General features: G+C 33.9%; 12 protein-coding genes. 9 read left to right on the forward strand and 3 right to left on the reverse strand.

What is annotated here, in order from left to right; translation table 11 throughout:
• Positions 1–27: 27 nt before the first annotated feature.
• From HM987_RS09925 to HM987_RS09945, 5 genes are all read left to right on the forward strand, one after another.
• The gene (locus HM987_RS09925) at positions 28–1,056 is read left to right on the forward strand and encodes a glutaminyl-peptide cyclotransferase (protein ID WP_179007682.1); all 1,029 of its coding nucleotides are present in this window, start codon (positions 28–30) and stop codon (positions 1,054–1,056) included.
• 46 nt (positions 1,057–1,102) lie between these two features.
• The gene (locus HM987_RS09930) at positions 1,103–1,492 is read left to right on the forward strand and encodes an acyl-CoA thioesterase (RefSeq protein ID WP_179007684.1); all 390 of its coding nucleotides are present in this window, start codon (positions 1,103–1,105) and stop codon (positions 1,490–1,492) included.
• Between the two features lie 146 nt (positions 1,493–1,638).
• A complete protein-coding gene (locus HM987_RS09935; RefSeq protein ID WP_179007686.1) occupies positions 1,639–2,340 on the forward strand; it encodes a hypothetical protein in 702 nt (233 codons plus the stop codon).
• A gap of 251 nt (positions 2,341–2,591) precedes the next feature.
• On the forward strand, positions 2,592–4,172 hold the full coding sequence (locus HM987_RS09940) for a hypothetical protein (RefSeq protein WP_179007688.1): 1,581 nt from the start codon (positions 2,592–2,594) through the stop codon (positions 4,170–4,172).
• A gap of 464 nt (positions 4,173–4,636) precedes the next feature.
• A complete protein-coding gene (locus HM987_RS09945; RefSeq protein ID WP_179007690.1) occupies positions 4,637–5,071 on the forward strand; it encodes a hypothetical protein in 435 nt (144 codons plus the stop codon).
• Positions 5,072–5,158: 87 nt separating this feature from the next.
• Here HM987_RS09945 and HM987_RS09950 read toward each other — a convergent pair whose 3' ends face one another.
• Positions 5,159–6,433 (reverse strand): serine hydroxymethyltransferase, encoded by a 1,275-nt coding sequence (locus HM987_RS09950; protein ID WP_179007692.1) that lies wholly within the window; start codon positions 6,431–6,433, stop codon positions 5,159–5,161.
• A gap of 110 nt (positions 6,434–6,543) precedes the next feature.
• On the opposite strand from HM987_RS09950, the gene fahA reads away from it, so the two are divergent.
• Positions 6,544–7,839 carry a fumarylacetoacetase gene (gene fahA / locus HM987_RS09955; RefSeq protein WP_179009981.1) on the forward strand — a complete coding sequence of 432 codons (1,296 nt, stop codon included), beginning with the start codon at positions 6,544–6,546 and terminating at the stop codon, positions 7,837–7,839.
• Between the two features lie 279 nt (positions 7,840–8,118).
• On the opposite strand, the gene HM987_RS09960 is transcribed toward fahA, so the two are convergent.
• Entirely contained in the window at positions 8,119–9,801 is a 1,683-nt protein-coding gene (locus tag HM987_RS09960; protein WP_179007694.1) for an RluA family pseudouridine synthase, read from the reverse strand.
• 215 nt (positions 9,802–10,016) lie between these two features.
• Here HM987_RS09960 and HM987_RS09965 point away from each other — a divergent pair, with 215 nt between their 5' ends.
• The 3 genes from HM987_RS09965 to HM987_RS09975 all read left to right on the forward strand — a co-directional run bounded on the left by HM987_RS09965 (position 10,017) and on the right by HM987_RS09975 (position 19,415).
• On the forward strand, positions 10,017–11,201 hold the full coding sequence (locus HM987_RS09965; RefSeq protein WP_229724362.1) for a hypothetical protein: 1,185 nt from the start codon (positions 10,017–10,019) through the stop codon (positions 11,199–11,201).
• A 162-nt stretch (positions 11,202–11,363) separates the two neighbouring features.
• Positions 11,364–14,816: a DUF7619 domain-containing protein gene (locus HM987_RS09970; RefSeq protein ID WP_179007696.1), complete on the forward strand. Its 3,453-nt coding sequence runs from the start codon at positions 11,364–11,366 to the stop codon at positions 14,814–14,816.
• 537 nt (positions 14,817–15,353) lie between these two features.
• Complete coding sequence (locus HM987_RS09975) at positions 15,354–19,415, forward strand: BspA family leucine-rich repeat surface protein (protein WP_179007698.1); 4,062 nt, start codon at positions 15,354–15,356, stop codon at positions 19,413–19,415.
• 22 nt (positions 19,416–19,437) lie between these two features.
• Here HM987_RS09975 and ytxJ read toward each other — a convergent pair whose 3' ends face one another.
• Positions 19,438–19,824 carry a bacillithiol system redox-active protein YtxJ gene (ytxJ, locus tag HM987_RS09980; protein ID WP_179007700.1) on the reverse strand — a complete coding sequence of 129 codons (387 nt, stop codon included), beginning with the start codon at positions 19,822–19,824 and terminating at the stop codon, positions 19,438–19,440.
• Between the last annotated feature and the right edge of the window lie 192 nt (positions 19,825–20,016).

Genomic DNA, 20,016 nt, shown 5'->3' on the forward strand with positions numbered 1-20,016 from the left:
AACTTGCTAAAAATTCAAACAGAACTTATGCATCTCTCTAAATATTTCATTCTCTTATCCTTAAGTTTATTTTTATCGAATTGTGGCGATTCCAATACGTCAAATAAAACGGGTTTATCCATTAATACAACCGAAAAATCATTAATGCTTGGTGATACGTTGAAATTATCGATTAATAATCCTAAAAAATTAGAGGTTTCCAATGTGAGTTATGAGCTTAATGGTAAACCCATTGAAAACAACATGGTTTTAAACAACATGTCATTAGGAAATAAAACCATCTCAGCCAAAGTAAAAATCGGAGACGAAACGCAGACCATTACGAAATCGGTTATAGTTTATAACAACACCATTCCTTCTATTTACACCTACGAAATTGTAAATACATTTCCTCATGACATTAGTTCTTACACACAAGGTTTGGAATTTTACAATGGCGAATTGTACGAAAGTACAGGTCAGAAAAAGGAATCCAAGCTCAGAAAAATTAATTTTGAAACTGGAGAAGTTTTAAAAAATATTGATTTAGAAGATCAGTATTTTGGAGAAGGCCTTACCATTCTTAATGACAAAATCTATCAGCTCACTTGGCAAGCCAAACGTGGTTTTATTTATGATGTCGATACTTTTGAAAAACTAAGCACCTTTAATTATGGAACAAGTAAAGAAGGTTGGGGAATTTGTAATGATGGCACAACCTTATTTAAATCAGATGGTACAGAAAAAATTTATCTTTTAAATCCAGAAAACCTTACAGAACAAGGCCATATAGAAGTTTATACCGAAAAAGGAAAGATTCCAAGCCTAAATGAACTCGAATGGATTGATGGCAAAATCTTTGCCAACATTTACCAACGTAATGGTGTTTTAATTATCAATCCTAAAACTGGAGGTGTTGAAGGCGTTATCGATTTTAAACCGCTAAAAAAACTGGTGAAGCAACATCCAAAATTAGATGTTTTAAATGGCATCGCTTACCATCCAGAACGTGAAACTATTTTTGTAACCGGAAAAAATTGGGACAAGCTTTTTGAAGTAAAAATATCCAAACGATAAATGGTTTTAGTTATTGAGTTGTTCACCCTGTAAAGAGACAAAAAAAGTGCAAATATTCGAAAAAACTATAACCGTCTCCGAAGACGATATCGATGACCTTAACCATGTGAATAACGTTCGTTATGTACAATGGGTTCAAGATATTGCCAAAGACCATTGGTTGGCTTATGCTACAAAAGACATTTTAGAAACCTATTCTTGGTTTTTGGTCAATCATTTTATTGAGTATAAAAGTCAGGCGTTACTCGGTGATAAACTCCTACTAAAAACCTATGTCCCTCTAGTTGAAGGCGTTTCTACTACGAGACATGTAGAAATTATCAATGCAGAAACCAACCAACTTATTGTCAATTCGAAGGCAAAATGGTGTTTAATAGATAATAAAACGCAACGTCCCACTCGGATCATTCCAGAAATTGCAGAACTTTTTAATTAACAAATTATTAGGTTAAAGTTTTTTTAACATTGAATTGATTTTTAATCAAAACACTTTTCTTTGACGCAACAACCAACCTAATCATGCGTCAATTTACTATTCTGTTCTTTCTTTTATGTCTGCCATTTATTCAAAATGCTCAAACTTTGAACGGGAAAGTCTATGATGCCAATGGTACTGCAAAAAACATTAAAGTCTATAATGAAACTCAAAAGCAACTCACGGTAACGAATGAAGAAGGCGACTTTAGTATGAGCGCCAAAGTTAATGACACCCTTTTATTTGATTCTATATTTTATCATCCAAAAGCCATCGTATTAAAAGACTTTCATTTTGAAGGTACTGCTGTATTCGAGCTTAAAGAAATACTTACCGAGCTTGACGAGGTTGAAGTAAGAGCAGAACCAGAACAGCCGATTTTTGAAGTTGAATCCTATAATGTGGACCTGCAAAATATGATACAGGAAGACATTAAAAACCATCCTGAAAAATACGCACCTCCAGGGGCAACTGCTGGTGTTGATATTATTTATCTTATTGGTGCCGTGGTAAAACTTTTCAAAAAAAACAAACCCGAAATTCCCACTTACCAAACCATAACTTATACGCAAATGGATTCGTTATTTAATAAAAGTTCATTTTTCAACAAGCAATTGATGACTGAAAATTTAAAAATTCCTGAAGACAAAGTATATCTCTTTTATGATTTCTGTGAGGCAAAATATATAAGTTCAGAATTACTAAAAGAAGAAAACAAAATGCAATTGCTCGAAACATTGGTTTTAAATAGTCAGTTGTTTTTGATTCTTTTGGAGCAATATGGAGAAAAGAATGTAAAAAGGAATTAGGCTTTCAATTTTGAAAACTATACGCCAGCGTCAGTTCGAGTAAAATTGCTTTTTTTGCAATTTTGTATCGAGAACCTCAAAAGAGACTTGATCTATTAATCTCCATATTAATCTGATGCTTAATGCAACTTAATTTTTACTAAATTTATTAAATACAAGTCATAAGAGTTACGTATATAAATTCTATGGTTCTATAATAAATCCTAACTTCAAAAGTTATATTTTTATACCCATAATTATATATATTATTTATGAAGAGATTATTCTCATTTTTATTATGTTTCGGAATCTTACTATTTTGGAGTTCTTGTCGTGACGATTTTGAATTTTCACCAAGTAAAGGCCAACTGGAATTTGCTAGAGATACCATCTATTTAGATACTGTTTTTACAAATATTGGCTCCAGTACTTATAACTTAAAAGTTTACAATCGTAGTGATGATGACATTGTCATTCCGACCATACAACTCGAAAATGGAATCAATTCAAATTATAGAATGAATGTTGATGGAGAAACGGGATTAGAAGACGCACAAGAAGGCAAATTCTTTGAAAATGTGGAGCTACTAGCCAACGATAGTTTATTCATTTTTATTGAAACGACTATTGATATTTCCACATTAGGAGCGCTAGAAAATCAATTTTTATATACGGATAGAATTCTATTTGATTCTGGTAGCAATCAGCAAGATATTGATGTGGTTACCTTAGTGAAAGACGCCGTTTTTATTTACCCAAGTAAAGATGATGACACCAATATCATTGAGACCTTAACTTTTGATGTTGATGGCGACGGTACACCAGACGAAACCAATCTACAAGGTCGTTTTCTTACGGATGAAGAATTGACCTTCACCAATGAAAAACCCTATGTAATTTATGGCTATGCAGGCGTAGGTGCTGGTAAAACCTTAACTATGGAAGCTGGTGCACGTGTTCATTTTCATGCGGATTCTGGAATACTAGTTACCAATAATGGGTCGCTAAATATCAATGGCGAATTAAGTCCAGACCAAGAAACACTTGAAAACGAAGTTATTTTAGAAGGTGATCGTTTAGAGCCACTTTACGAAGATATTCCCGGACAATGGGGAACGATTTGGTTATTCAACGGAAGTATAAATAACACTATTAATTATGCAACCATTAAAAATGCGACCGTAGGTATTATTGCAGACGGCAATCAAATTGCCATAAATGATAAATTAACCATTAGCAATTCACAGATTTATAATATAAGTAGTTTCGGAATTCGTGGAACGGCAACATCGATAACGGCCGAAAATTTGGTGATTAACAATTGTGGACAATCCTCTTTTGCTGGTACTTTTGGTGGGAAATACAACTTTACGCATTGTACTATTGCTAATTATTGGAACACTAGTTTTAGGCAATTCCCTGCCCTACTCTTAAATGATTTCGTCATTGATGAAAATGGACTGGCCGTAGTTAATCCCAATGGTTTAACCGAAGCCAATTTCAATAACTGTATTATTTATGGTAATGACAATCCTGAATTCATACTAGAAAATGAAGGCAATGTTTTCAATTATAAATTTAACAATTGCCTTCTAAGATTTGATGATGATAATCTTGCAGGTACAGGCAATTATGATTTTAATGATACTACTTTCTATGAAGAAAACGTGTTTAATCAAAATCCTGATTTTGAGGACCCTTTTGAAAATTTGATACGTATTGGTGCTGATTCTGGTGCAAAAGGCATTAATGATTCTACATTTGGAGTTGAAGATGATATTCTAGGAATTTCAAGATCCAGTTCTGGTTCAATAGATGCTGGTGCTTATAATTTCACTTCTTTTGAAGATTAATAATATCCATTAACATTTCTGGTTGGTTCATTTCGAGTTTTACGCTAGCGTTTCCGATGTCAATTGTAAAATCAACTATAAAATTTCTCAGTAGGATTATTAAAATGTTTTATCAAAACTTAAATAAGTACATTATAAAATTTGAAGCGAATGTTTTTTTTGCCACGAATCCACGAATTATAAATTGTTATAGACTTAAAGTCTATAAAATTTTCAACAGACTTTAGGTCTGTTTCATTTGTGAAATGAATAGTCAATTATTTAGTTTTAATTTCCAAGAACGAGCGAATTCGTGTATTCGTGGCAAAAATTCATAGAGGTAAAACGAAATGCTCTATCATAAATACCCTAAAAATGCTTTTGAAACGAATTTATTAGCACGATTTTCTTTCAATTTGGGAAATTAACAATATATCACACTCACTATTTTTATCATGTACAAAAAACTCAATAAACTTTAAAAAATGAAATTTATTAATTTTTCACTATTTATTCTTCTTCTCAATAATCCACTCAACTGCACTTGCGTATATAATGTAAATACAGATTATTATAATTTTGACACCATTTTCAGAGCTGAAGTATTAAGTGTTTCATACTTAAATTCAAATAAATACAATCAAAAAGCAAAACTTAAAATTACCAAGGTTTACAAAGGAAATCCAACTTCCACAATCATCACAGTCGAAGGAGGATGCAGTACACCAAAATTGATTTCAAATAAAGAATGGATATTTTTCACTTCTAATAAAAATAACACCCAGACCTTAAAATCATGTAATCCTTCAATCAGACTTTATCCTAAAAGTTTTATAGAAAACCAACCAAAGCGCTTAAAAATTTCGAAGCTGAGATTAGAAAGAAATCTAAAACTGTTAGATTCCTTATCTAGAAACTAATAAAAGCCTTTCAAACTAAATTGAAAGGCTTTTATAATTATATACCAGACCTGCAAGGTTTAAAAAAACTGCTAGGTCAATTATGTTTTAAGCATTAAACAAAGGACGTCCTCCCATTAACTCATTAACTTTCTCGGCAACACCTGCCAAAACAGTTTCATTTTCATGATTATTAAGAACTTCGTCAATTAAATCTACAACATAGCTCATATCATTTTCTTTTAAGCCTCTTGTGGTTATGGCAGGAGTTCCAACTCTAATACCTGAAGTTACAAATGGAGATTCAGTATCAAAAGGAACCATATTTTTATTCACAGTAATATCTGCTTTTACTAAGGCGTTTTCGGCATCTTTTCCAGTGATGTTTTTATTTCTTAGGTCAATCAGCATCATGTGGTTATCTGTTCCGCCAGAAATTAGATTGTAATCTTTAGCCACAAATGCTTTAGCCATGGCTTCTGCATTATGTTTCACTCGCAACATATAATGCATAAATTCATCGGTCAATGCTTCTCCAAAAGCAATCGCTTTAGCCGCAATAATATGTTCTAATGGACCGCCTTGATTCCCTGGGAAAACACCAGAATCCAATAATCCAGACATTTTACGAAGCTTGCCATTCTTTAAGGTAATCCCAAATGGGTTATCAATATTTTCACCCATCATTATCATTCCACCTCTTGGGCCACGTAATGTTTTATGTGTTGTAGTTGTCACAATATGGCAATGTGGCATTGGATCATTCAAAATGCCTTTAGCAATTAACCCAGCAGGATGGGAAATATCAGCCAATAAAACGGCACCAACACTATCCGCAACTTCCCTAAACTTCGCAAAATCAATATCACGAGAATACGCAGAAGCACCAGCAATAATTAATTTTGGCTGTTCTTTTTTAGCTTGGTCAGCCAACATATCGTAATCAATTAGACCTGTATCTTTCTTTACACCATAAAACGTAGGACGATATAATTTACCTGAAAAATTAACAGGAGAACCATGGGTTAAGTGTCCACCATGGGACAAATCAAATCCTAAAATTGTATCACCTGGATTTAAGCACGCATGAAAAACAGCCGTATTTGCCTGACTTCCAGAATGAGGTTGTACGTTTGCATAAGCAGCACCAAATAAAGCTTTAGCCCTTTCGATGGCAATATTCTCTACTTCATCTACCACTTCACAACCACCATAATAGCGTTTTCCCGGATAACCTTCGGCATACTTGTTGGTTAACACAGAACCTGCAGCTTCCATTACTTGGTCGCTGACAAAATTCTCTGAGGCTATTAATTCTATGCCATCGGTTTGGCGTTCTTTTTCAGCTTTAATGAGTTCAAATATTTGTTCGTCGCGTTGCATATATATGGTGTTTGTTAAATCGGTACAAAAATAGTGAATACATTAGTTTTAATATCAAAAATTATGTAGGTTTGAATAGAATTAATGAACATTTAATCAACAATAACACTATGCCATTATCAGCCAACAATCCAGACCGTACCTCATGGTTACATGTCGGTAAAAATTCAGATTTTCCAATTCAGAATATTCCTTTTGGTGTTTTCTTAACCAGAGATGACATTATCACCATCGGAACGCGTATTGGAGATACAGCCATCGATCTTGGTGCTTTACACCAACTAGGCTATTTTGAGGGGATTCCATTAACAGATGACATCTTTTTACAAGATACCTTAAATGATTTTATTGCAGATGGTAGAAAAACATGGCGTTTAGTTAGAAATAGAATTGCTGAGATTTTTGATGCGGAAAATGACACTTTAAAAAATAATAATCCGCATAAAGAAACCATATTGTTTCGTTTGGACGAAATTGAAATGCAGTTACCAATTCAAGTTGGTGATTATACCGATTTCTACGCCAGCAAAGAACACGCCACCAATGTTGGAACGATGTTTAGAGATCCAGAAAATGCGCTAATGCCAAATTGGGTACATATGCCAGTGGGTTATCATGGTAGAAGTTCTTCTATTATTCCTTCGGGAATTCCGATTCATCGTCCGCAAGGGCAAACGTTACCAGCAGATGCTGATAAACCTATTTTTGGACCTTCCAAATTAGTCGATTTTGAATTGGAAATGGCATTTATAACAACGGACGCCAACGATTTAGGTGAACCTATTCCGATTGAAGAAGCTGAAGAATATATCTTTGGGTTGGTATTGTTCAATGATTGGTCTGCAAGAGATATCCAAAAATGGGAGTATGTACCACTTGGGCCATTCTTAGGAAAAAGTTTCGCATCGTCAATGTCGCCTTGGATTGTAACATTGGATGCTTTAGAACCTTTTAGAACTGAAAGTCCAAAACAAAACCCAAAGCCTCTAGAGTATCTTCAAACGAAAGGTAAAAAGAGTTTTGACATCAATTTGGAAGTTGGTATTCAACCAAAAGGAGCTAAAGAAACTATAGTCTGTAAATCTAACTTCAAATATATGTACTGGAATATGGCACAGCAATTAGCGCATCATACGGTTAATGGTTGCCCTGTAAATTCTGGTGATATGATGGGAAGTGGTACCATTTCTGGACCAACGCCAGATTCTTATGGATCCATGTTAGAATTGAGCTGGAAAGGTACAAAACCTGTAAAGTTGAAAGATGGTACGGAGCGTAAATTTATCAATGATAATGATACGGTTATTATGAGAGGTTATTGCGCAAATGACGATATACGAATTGGTTTTGGACAAGTTAAAACGCAATTATTGCCTGTATTTAATCCTAAGAAGAAGAAAAAGTAGGTTGTTTCAGTGTTCAATTTTCAGTGATCAGTGATCAGTGATCAGTGATCTGTGAGTCAAAAAATATGAAAGAAGATTAGAGTTGAATTACTTTGATCTTTTTTTTGTTTTTATCTGAAAATATCGATTGTGAGTGAGAATTATTTCACAAAGCTCCGCAGTGAAGGATGAAGGCACAAAGGCATAGTTTACTGATAATACTAGACTTTTGGCGAATCTATACCTTGTTTGAAATGAACGACGAAATTACTGAATATTGCCTACTGAAAAAGTGCCAACTCAAAAATCAGCTTTACAACTAAAACTAACCCACGCTTTTGTAACAGGATGCTCAAAACCCAAAGTTTCCGCATGAAGATGCAAACGATTGGAAGCAGTTCCATACAAATCATCACCAACTATTGGCATATTTAAGCCTTTTTGATGTGCCGCATGAACGCGTAACTGATGTGTTCTTCCTGTAATCGGATAAAAATGAATTCTGGTTTTTTTATGCTTTACCTCAACAACCTCATAGGTTGTGGTGGCCTTTTTGCCGTGTTCATAGCAAACTAATTGCCATGGTCTGTTGTTTAAATCTACCCGAAGTGGCAAATCAATCATTCCTTCTTTCGATTCTAAACTCCCATCCAATAAAGCGACATAACGTTTTTTTACGCTTCTATTGATAAATTGCTTTTGAAGGTTTTTATGGGTTCGTTCGTTTTTAGCTACCAACAATAAGCCTGAAGTTGACATATCCAAACGATGCAATAATAACGGCCCTGTGGCATTTGGTAAATAGTTTTGCATTCGGGTTAAAACCGAATCCTTTATGGTTTTTCCTGGAACAGATAAAAATTCATGCGGCTTATTTATTACTAATAGAAAATCATCTTCGTAGATAATTTCTAATTCATCATTAAAAACGCCGGCTAATTCTATTGGATTTGGTTCTACATCCAAACCTTGCATCATGTGTCCCAAAATAGGTTCGCATCGTCCTCGGCACGACGGATAAAATTGTCCATGTTTTCTAACTTCTGCTGTTGGTGAAATTCCCCAATAAAATTCGGCCATGGCAATTGGTTTTAAGTTATTCTTGTAAGCGTACTGAAATAATTTTGGTGCAGCACATTCTCCAGCAGCAGCTGGTGGTTTTCCTAAATCCGTTGTTGTAAAAATGTCTATCAGGTTTTTGGTTTCACCTTTGGCATTTAAAAATTCATAATGCTCGTGGATTTGCTTTTGTAAACTTGCCGAAAGGATTTTTCTTTCTTGTTTTAAGGTTTCAATGGGTTTTAATATATCATTTAAATTCTTTTTTGCGTCTTCAATCTCAGCTTCAGTATGAAGCTTCAAATATTTTAAATCAATATTGCTTTGAATACTTTGCTGTTTTAAAGTTTCAAAAAGCACTTCTTTTTCTGAAAATGATAAATTCTGCTCTGCCTCTACTCTTTGTTGCTTACGCTTTTGTTTTTCGGCTTTTGCAATCCTTTTAAATTCTTCAAGCTTTTGGGCACTTTCAAACCTCAATTCATTCAAGTAATTTATAGCTTTTTCTAACCCAGTATTTTTTTCTAACGTTTCAATTTCAGATGTCAAACGGTTTAAATGTGCTTCATTTTGTTTGTAAAAACCAGCTTTATTCAGGGTGTCGTAAATTGGAGGCACAAATCCTTTTAAATGGTTGCTTTCCGCCAATTTCCCTGAAAATGCCGTAATATATCCTAGTTGTCCTTTTGGATGCTCTACTAGCATCACACCAAACATTTTTCCGATTTTCAAGCCCTTTTTAGAATGATCCAAACCGAAATTATGTTCAAAATCAGTCTGAATTGACAAATAGTTTTTTATCTCATCCGCAACTTTTATACAAAGTGGATGTGGCGTATAATAAAACGGAAATGTAAATTGTTTCGGAAGTTTTTCCGACAGACATTCTATTGGATGAAAACAACCGTTTTCCGTATGAAACATAAGCCTTTTTATTGAGTTGCAAAGAAACGAAAATATATCCTAATCGCCAGTTCGATTGAAATTGTGTTTTTGCAAATTTGTATCGAGAACCATTGAAGTATTGAAACTTCTCGATACACTTTGTTTGTGCCTCACCATCACTCGAAGTGACGTTCATTTTTCATTTTGGCATCATAATTGAATTTATATTTCCATAACCAATAAAACTCAAGATTATGAAAAAATTTCTACTCTTATCAGTCCTTGTTTCGGTACTTGTATCTTGTAGTGCCAAAAAACAAATAGAAAGTGCTATTAGCAACGGAAATTACGACGAAGCCATTTCTGAAGCCTTAAGAAAACTTGAAAATAATAAAGACAAAAATCGCAAGCAAGATTATATTGTGATGCTTGAGGACGCGTATTATAAAGTTTTGGAAGAGGATTTACAGACCATTGCTCATTTTAAAAAAGATGGTAATCCTGAGCAATATAAAACAATTTATAATATTTATGTGGATTTGGACGAAAGACAAAAGGCTATTAAACGTGTGTTGCCTTTACAGATAAATGGGAAAACATTACGTCTTGAATTTAACGATTACAGTTCTGAAATCGTAGATTATAGATATAAAACATCTGAGTATTTAATAGGTCAAGGAATTACTTTGTTAGATTCCGGAGATAAATTTAATGCCAGAAAAGCCCATGGTATTTTCAGTTATATTGAACAAAAAAACCCAAACTTTGAAGAAACCAGAAGCTTAATAACTGAAGCCCATGAGAAAGGAATGGATTACATACATGTGTCCATTCAAAACCAAACACGTCAAATAATACCGCAACAGTTGGAAGCCGAATTGGTAGATTTCAATACCTATGGTTTGAATCAATTCTGGACAACCTATCATGCCAATCCTAACGAAACTATTGATTACGATTTTGCCATGCAATTGCAATTGAAGCAAATTAACATATCACCAGAGCGTTTTAACGAACGTCAGATACTGAGAGAAAAGCAAATAGTCGATGGTTGGGAGTACCAACTGGATAGAAATGGTAATGTAAAAAAAGACAGTTTGGGTAATGATATAAAGATTGATAAAATCATAAAAGTCAGAGCTCGGTTTGTTGAAGTATTGCAGACCAAATCTGCCCAAGTTGTTGCAGATGTTGTGTATACGGATTTAAAACAAAACCAAGTGATTGATGCCTTTTCCATTGATAGCGGCTTTGTTTTTGAAAATGTGTTTGGACATTTTAGAGGTGACAAGAGAGCTTTAAACAGGGATGATATTCATCTATTAAATCAAAGACAGCTTCGTTTTCCTAGTGACGAACAAATGGTATACGATACAGGAGAAGATTTAAAACTAAAATTGAAAGATATTATTGGTTCTTATCCTATTAGAAGAAGTTAGATTAGTAAAACATATAGAATAAAAAACTCTTACTTAGGTAGGAGTTTTTTGTTTTTAGTTGTTTTAATTATAGAATTTACTATAATTAAAATTCGATAAAAGTTTTAATATCATCACAACCATTCATAAGAAACTATCTCATAAAAATAAAACTTACCAATCATGAAAAAATTTACACTTCTCCTACTTCTCGTTTTTTATTCCATATTTTGTTTTTCTCAAGGACCAACGGTTTATATTACAAATGGTGGCAGTGGTTATTCTGTGATAGAGGGCAACACTTATATGTTTACGGTTAGTATGTATAGCGCATCAACGACTGATGTTATAATTGATGTTGCAACTATTGCAATTACAGCCGATGCAGGTGATTATACACCTTTAAATACAACTATTACAATTCCTGCAGGTCAGTTGAGTAGTAATGCACTCTCTATTCCAACTAATAATGATTCTACAATAGAATTAAATGAAACTTTTACTATACAAGCAAATATTACTTCCGGTAATACGGCAAATACGGACGTCTTTAGGAATATATTGTTATATGATAATGATAATACACCAACTGTTTCTACATACACGTCTCCAAGTTTAGTTGAAGGCGAAGGTTACAATTTTTATGTTTCTTTAAGCAATTATTTTAGTTCTGATGTAACAATAGATTTTAATACTACAGATGGTACAGCAGATGCTTCAGATTACAACCCAACTAATTCGTCGGAAACGATTTCTGCTGGTCAACTTAATGCTTCTTTTTTAATCAGCACGCAACAAGATGCCCTTGTAGAATCTGATGAAACCTATACCATAACAGCTACTATAACTTCAGGAAATACTACAAACAACAGCCTAGTCATTACGGTCACTATTAGAGATAATGATACTACGCCAACCATAAGTTTGAATTCTTACAATACTAATGAAGGTAGTGCAGCATACATCTATGCCAATTTAGATAGAGCATTTAACGCTAATGTTATTGTACAATTAAGCACTTCTAATGGCACTGCTGACAACTCAGATTATACAAGTCTTACACAAACCAAAACTATTGTAGCTGGCAATACTGGTGTGAATTTTAGGGTATATACTACAGATGATACTTTGGACGAACCTGAAGAATCTATAAATTTCACCGCAACAGTTACTTCTGGTAATACCACAAATAGTTCAGAATCTGGAAGCTTTAATATAATAGATAATGATGGTATGCCAGATTTTAGTATTCAACCCTATTATGATTATAATGATCCTAATGAGCAAGGTTCATCAGGATTAATTGTTGAAGAAGGTTACGACCTTAAATTTACACCAAGATTAACACATCCAAGTTCCGTTGATACAGATTTTGTAATTACCACTACTAACGGAACTGCAGATAATACTGATTATACGACGTCGACCATAAACATTACAATTCCTGCAGGTCAATATTCTAATTATTATGAGGTATATAGTTACCCTACCACTTTAGACCAACTCGATGAAGCTGATGAAAATATGTTTATTGACGCTGTTGTAACTTCTGGTAATACTTATAACACTAATGACTCAGTTGAAGGGATTATTTTAAATAATTACCATCTCAATGCACAACCAGACGTTGTAACTACAATTTTGGAAGTTGGAACAACATTCCAAGTTTTAGATAATGATACTTTTGAAGGCTTACCTGTTGAGGTTGCAGATTTAAATCTTACGCTTCTAAGTTCTAATTCCGTTGGAATTACACTAAATTCCACTGGACTTTTAACGGTTCCAACAAGCGTACCAATGGGTTATTATTCTTTGGAATATCAAATTTGTGAAACCGTAAACCCTAGTAATTGTGATACTGCTGCTATAGCCATCAGAGTTCTATCACCTTTAGATGTGAGTTATACAGCGACATATGTAGATCATAATGGTGATAGTTTTGTGAGTGCTGGAGATACAGTAGAGTACGAATTTACTGTAACCAACAACGGAAATGCGCCCATTACAGCTATTGATGCCATAGTTGATTATCAAGACTTAGATATTATTGGTGGTCCATTAGCAAGTTTAGGCGCAGGACTAACTGACGCTACAACCTTTACGGCCTTATATATTATTACACAAGATGATATTAATTTTGGGTTCTACGCCGGTGATCTTGAAGGTGCTTATTTTTATGGAACTTATTATGGCATTGAACATCAGGAGTACTTGTATGATCAAATTCAAAGTTTTAGTTTACAACAATCAGATGGAATTCAATTTAACGCCTTTGTTGACACCAATGGTAATGGGACTCAAGAAACAGGGGAAGTCAATTTTCCTTTAGGCCATTTTAATTATGAAGTGAATAGTGAAAATGTGATTAACAATCTGTATGTATCTCCACATTATTTATATGAATCCAATCCATCGACAACCTATGAGCTTTCATATACAGTGGATGCTGATTATGCCGCTAATAATACTACTGCAACAAGTTACTCTAACATCACAGTTCCTGTTGGCTCTGGAATAACTACTTATGATTTTCCTATTACCGTGACGCCTTATAATGATTTATCAATTGATGTTTCATCGTCTTGGAGACCACCTATTCCTGGTTTTCAGTATTGGAATTATATTAGCTATACCAACAATTCAAATGAAACAGTATCATCTGGCACCATAGATTTTACGATGGATGGTGCACTTAGTTTACTGAGTGTTCATGAGGTGAATAATTATTGGAACAATTATAACCCAATCTCAGTAAGCACTACGCCTAATGGCTTTTCTTACACCTTTAGTAATTTGCAACCTTACCAAACCAAACGCCTTTGGGTAAAAATGCAGGTTCCAACATTACCTACTGTTAGCCTTGGCCAATTGGTTACAAATTCTGTGGATATTGAATTACTGACTGATGAAATTTCGCCATCGAATAACACATCGAGTTTAACACAAACCATTGTAGGTTCATACGATCCAAACGATATAACGGAAAAGCATGGTGAGGACATCCTTTTCTCATCATTCTCAACAGACGATTATTTAACCTACACCATTCGTTTTGAAAACACAGGAACTGCCAATGCCATTAACATAAGAGTTGAAGATCTCTTAGATGAACAATTAGATGAATCTACACTCAAAATGGTAGATGCCAGCCATGTATACAGTTTAGAGCGTGTTGGAAAACAGTTAAAATGGAATTTCTTTGGCGTTAATCTTCCGCCTTCAGAGGGTAATGACTCACAGGTTGGTCATGGCTTTATCATTTTTAAGATAAAACCGTTTCCAGATTTCGCTATAGGCGATGTGATACCAAACACTTCAGAAATTTATTTTGATTTTAATCCTGCAATAGTAACCAATACTTGGAATACTACATTTGTTGAAACTTTAAGTATAGCTGAATCTGATTTTAGCAACTTAACTGTTTATCCGAACCCTGTAAAAGATATACTCCTTATTAGTAATAATTCTGAAATTTCTACTGTTGAAATCAGTTCAATTCTTGGAAAACAAATTTTATCGAAATCAGTCGATGCTTTTGCTACCGAAATTGATTTGAGTAAGTTTTCTGATGGTGTTTACTTCGTGAAGATAAAAAGTGATAATGGAGAAAAGATTGTAAAGGTTCTTAAAGAATAAAGCCATAGACCATCCAAACTAAAATTCTCATATTAAACCATAATTAAATATGAGGATTTTAGTTTGATGGAATAGTAATAGGTTAGCAAATTCACTTATTCTTATCATTTATTTTTATGGACAATTCTAAATCATTATTTAAGTACTACTCATTAATTTGTTTGTGAAATTTAAGGCTATATTGTAATAAAAATGATATAATTTTAAATAAAAACAGGTTAAAGTCTTTTTTTTAAAAGAAGTTAATTCACAAACTTCTTAGTGTCAATGATTAATAATAGCAAAAAAAAGCCTATCATTGCTGCCTAAATCTAAATAATGAAAATTATCAGTTCAGAATAAAAATGAACAGAAATACATTTTATCGAAGATTTAATGCGTTTCATCGTTTTTTTATTTTGTGAATAATTTTTATATTTCTATATTTGACCTCCCTCAATAGTAAATTCAATACCTATTTTTTTAAACCAATGAATTTATTGCTAGTAATTTGAGTACCAAAGAATTATTGTTCCCTAACAATAACCCACTTATATCATGAAACAAAGTTTTTCCTTGATTATCATCTGGTTGATTGCTTTAATCTATTCAATAGACTTAACAGCTCAAAACGAGTTTATCACGACTTGGAAAACAGATAATCCTGGCGTAACTAATTCAACGTCTATAAGGATACCTACCGCTGGTGGAGGCTATAATTATGATATAGACTGGGACAACGATGGTAATTTTGATCAATTTGGGGTTAATGGAACAGTTACCCATGATTTTGGAACTGCCGGCATTTACACAATTAGGATCAAAGGGAGTTTTCCAAGAATTTATTTTAACAATGCTGGAGATCGAAGAAAAATAATTGAAATTAATCAATGGGGCACTATAGCTTGGGATTCCATGTATAGAGCCTTTTTTGGATGTAGCAATTTAGAGTTAAACACTACAATCACCGATGCTCCAGATTTTAGCAATGTCTCATTCATAAATTTAAGGGGCATGTTTAGAAATGCTAGTAGTTTCGATGGTTCTATTAATCATTGGGATGTTTCAAATGCTTTCAACATGCAAAATATGTTTTACGGAGCTACATCTTTCAATCAGAATTTAAGTTCTTGGGATGTCTCTAGTGTAAGGAATATGTCTGGCATGTTTTATGGCGCTTCATCTTTCAATCAAGATATCGGAGCTTGGGATGTTTCTAAAGTGGAATATATGATTCAGATGTTCTTTGGAGCTACGTCTTTTGATCAAGATTTAAGTAACTGGGATGTATCTAATGTTTACCAAATGATTCAGATGTTCTTTGGAGCTACTTCTTTTGATCAAGATATAAGTGACTGGGATGTATCTAATGTTTACCAAATGATTGATATGTTTAGAGATGTAACTCTTTCGACAATTAATTACGAAAACTTATTGATAGGCTGGAATAGTTTGCCCTTAAGACCTGGAGTAAATTTTCATGGTGGGAATAGTCAATATTGTTCTCCTGCCGCAGTAGCTGCACGGGCTAATATGATAGCTTCTGATAATTGGAATATTATTGATGGAGGCAAGACTCCACCTACTGCTGTTTGCATTTCGACACCCATTACTATATACTTAGATAATAGTGGCAATGCTACATTATTAGAAAGTGATATTGATAATGGGTCCACATTGAATTGTGGAGGCACATTAGGGCTATCTTTATCTCAAACCACCTTTACTTGTTTAGATATAGGCAGTAATACTGTAACTCTTACTGCCGATGACGGAGAAGGAAATACAAGCACATGCGAAACGACTGTTATTGTAGAAGACAATAGCGCAATTGCTGGTTCAGATCAAACTACTATAAGTTGTGATGTTACAACAGTCTCCTTGGCAGCTAATAGTGTTACAGGCTTGTGGACAGCGTCACCCGATACTGGCTATTTTAGTGACGAAACTGCATATAATTCCGATTTTACTGGAGAAAGCGGTACTACCTATACCTTAACTTGGACGTCTACTAGCACTTCACCTTGTGGAGATCCTTCTGACACCATTATTGTAACCATTCCTGATTGCGGCAACAGCTTAGCCTTTCAGGGTGTGGATGAGTATATCAGTTTTGGTAATAATTATAATCTAAATAGTTCATTCAGTATCGAAGCATGGATAAAACCTGATAATTTTTCTGGTACTAAAACAATATTTTCAAAAAGAGATGGCACATCTACAGCTTCTGGTTATGACCTAAGTCTTATTGGAAATCTTTTAAACTTCCGCTATAATAATAGCACAATTATCGCAACTGAAACTATGAATACTAATAAATGGTATCATATTGCTGTGACTTTCAATGGCTCTACTTATCTACTCTATGTTGACGGATTCAAATTAACTTCAGCAAATGGTTCACTACCAAATTCTAATACAAACAATGCGTTAATTGGTGCCATGGATAGAACAGGTAATTTGCCAATTAATCATTTTAGCGGAGGTATCGATGAAGTTCGCATGTGGAACATAGCCTTATCCCAAGATCAGATTCGAGAAATGATGAATCAAGAAATTAAACAAAACAATGCCTATGTGATGGGTCAAGTTATACCTATAAATATAACAGGTGATTTACTTTGGAATAATTTAATAGGCTATTACCAAATGGCGACTGGACCACATTCAAGTGTGGTTTCAGGAATTATAAATGATATATCAACGGTTTCTCCTGTTTCAGGCAATATCAATGCTATGACTACTATTCAGAATGAGACAGCTCCAATTCCCTATATTTCTCAAGGAAATTCTTGGGATGATGGAACAGCATGGTCTACTGAATATGTGCAACAAATACCAAATTCTTCAGTAAACAATATTATTCCCAATAATTTACAAACATGGAATATTGTTAGAACAACTACTGATATGGTAATAAATAGACCTACCATTAGCCCTAACTCTGGAAAAACAATCGTTTCAGGACTAATAGTAGATAATAATAGATTAAGTGTAACGAATGATCAACTCATAAAAGTCGATAAATACCTAAAAATTGATGGTACTTTGGATTTGGTTGGAGAATCACAATTACTACAATCAAACGAAAGTGTGGTTGATTATACAGGAACTGGTCAACTAGAACGAGACCAACAAGGCACATCGAACTTGTTCAACTACAATTACTGGAGTTCTCCGGTTAGTAACGGTGGAATCTCTTACACAATTGCTAATACTTTTTTAGATGGTTCGAATACTTCTAACCCGCAAACCTTGCAATGGACAAACTCATACAATGCAAATCCTGCTACCAATCCAATTACCATTAGCAGAAGATGGTTGTATCTTTATGAGAATTACTTAGAGAACAATTACGCATCATGGAATGACATTGATGAGAACACAACTATACCTGTCGGACTTGGATATACCATGAAAGGTAGTGGTAACTCAAACAGCACTCAAAATTATGTCTATAGAGGACAACCAAATAATGGTACTATTTATTCTCCTATTTCTGGTCAATATCAGGCATTAGTAGGAAATCCATACCCTTCTGCGATAGATGTCAATACTTTTATAGACGATAATAATGCCGTATTGAAGGATGGGTCAATCTCCATATGGGAACATGCATCATCAAATAGTACTCACATTTTATCCCAATATGAAGGTGGTTACGCCGTACGGAATAAACTTGGTGGAATCCCAGCTGTATCTCCACCAGAAATAAATGGCACCGGAACGGCAATTAAAGTGCCTGGTCGTTTTATCCCTATTGCTCAAGGCTTTTTTGTTACAGGAAACGCAACTGGTGGATTTATAAACTTCAATAACAACCAAAGAGAATTTGCTATAGAAAACGGAACTAATTCACTTTTTTTCAGAAATTTAAACAACTTAAATCAAACAGTTAATTCTGATAATTATGAAAATGATAATCAGTATATTAGGATAAATTTTCTAACTCCAGAAGGAGCTACTAGATACTTACTAATTGGTTTTATGAACAATCAAACCGCAACGGATGATATCGATTATGGTTATGATGCTCTTAATACCGAAAATTTACCAAGTGATTTATCCTTTAAAATCAATAATGAAAACTATGTCATTCAAGGAGTTGGAGAATTTGATGAAACCAAGACATATCCTCTAGAAATGATTATCAGCGAACCAGGACATATTGAAATAGCGCTTGACGATTTAGAAAATTTTGATGAAACCATTGATGTATTCATATTCGATAGTGTTTTAGGAACCTATACCAGATTCAATGAAGTTAATTTCCAGATTAATTTAGAAGCCGGAATTTACACTGATCGATTCTACTTAGCCTTTCAAGAAGATACAACACTATCTACCATAAAAGATGATATTGATAGTGTCACGGTAAAATATTTACATCAAACCAATGAAATTTATGTAAATACATCGCTTTCTGTAGATCTTAAGCGATTGTACTTAATCAATGTAACAGGTCAAACTATAGCATCATGGAATAAGACTAATTTGCCAATGTCACATGATATTAAGATTCCTGTTGAGAATATTTCGGAAGGCGCTTATATCCTAAAGGCAGAAACCACTTCAGGAACATTCAACAAGAAGATAATTATATTAAATATTAATCCGTAAATACTTGTTGCTTAAAATGAATTTATGAATACTTCCTCAAATCGATCTCATTAATCTCGCCATGACTAGCATGTGCAACCACTACGCCATTTCTAATCACTAAAAGTTGAGGCGACTGATGCATCACTTGAAACTTATAACCTACCTCATTTGAGACGTCTCTGTAACTCAACAAATCTAAATAATACAAATCAGCATTACTATCCAAGTCGTAAGCAGATACAAATTGCTTCATAACCATACTGCTAATTCCACAACGCGTAGAGTGTTTAAATATCAACTGGGTTTTTGACTTGGATTTTTCTGAAATGTTATCTAATTGTGACACCTCTTTTAAAGGTTGCCAAGGCAATATTTTTTCTTCTTTTGGTTTCTTTGGTTCAGATGAACCGAATAATTTATTAAACATCTTAAATATTAATTTTTAAAGTTCCCTTGGCCATGGTAAACCATTCGTATAACTATAGTTGAAACATCATAACGACCTTACACACAGACAAAACGTCATTTAAAAATATGCTAAAACGGTCATTTTGTCGTTTATTTCTTACTTTTTTTAAATGGTAAGATTATTGTCTAAAGATAGTCAAACACAATAACA

The organism is Winogradskyella forsetii (assembly GCF_013394595.1).
Classification (GTDB): domain Bacteria; phylum Bacteroidota; class Bacteroidia; order Flavobacteriales; family Flavobacteriaceae; genus Winogradskyella; species Winogradskyella forsetii.

Bases quoted from the DNA above. Each gene is read 5' to 3' on its own strand.
- HM987_RS09925 (WP_179007682.1), top strand. From the start codon at position 28: ATGCATCTCTCTAAATATTTCATTCTCTTATCCTTAAGTTTATTTTTA.
- HM987_RS09940 (WP_179007688.1), top strand. From the start codon at position 2,592: ATGAAGAGATTATTCTCATTTTTATTATGTTTCGGAATCTTACTATTT.
- HM987_RS09945 (WP_179007690.1), top strand. From the start codon at position 4,637: ATGAAATTTATTAATTTTTCACTATTTATTCTTCTTCTCAATAATCCA.
- HM987_RS09950 (WP_179007692.1), bottom strand. From the start codon at position 6,433: ATGCAACGCGACGAACAAATATTTGAACTCATTAAAGCTGAAAAAGAA.
- fahA (WP_179009981.1), top strand. From the start codon at position 6,544: ATGCCATTATCAGCCAACAATCCAGACCGTACCTCATGGTTACATGTC.
- HM987_RS09960 (WP_179007694.1), bottom strand. From the start codon at position 9,801: ATGTTTCATACGGAAAACGGTTGTTTTCATCCAATAGAATGTCTGTCG.
- HM987_RS09965 (WP_229724362.1), top strand. From the start codon at position 10,017: ATGAAAAAATTTCTACTCTTATCAGTCCTTGTTTCGGTACTTGTATCT.
- HM987_RS09970 (WP_179007696.1), top strand. From the start codon at position 11,364: ATGAAAAAATTTACACTTCTCCTACTTCTCGTTTTTTATTCCATATTT.
- HM987_RS09975 (WP_179007698.1), top strand. From the start codon at position 15,354: ATGAAACAAAGTTTTTCCTTGATTATCATCTGGTTGATTGCTTTAATC.
- ytxJ (WP_179007700.1), bottom strand. From the start codon at position 19,824: ATGTTTAATAAATTATTCGGTTCATCTGAACCAAAGAAACCAAAAGAA.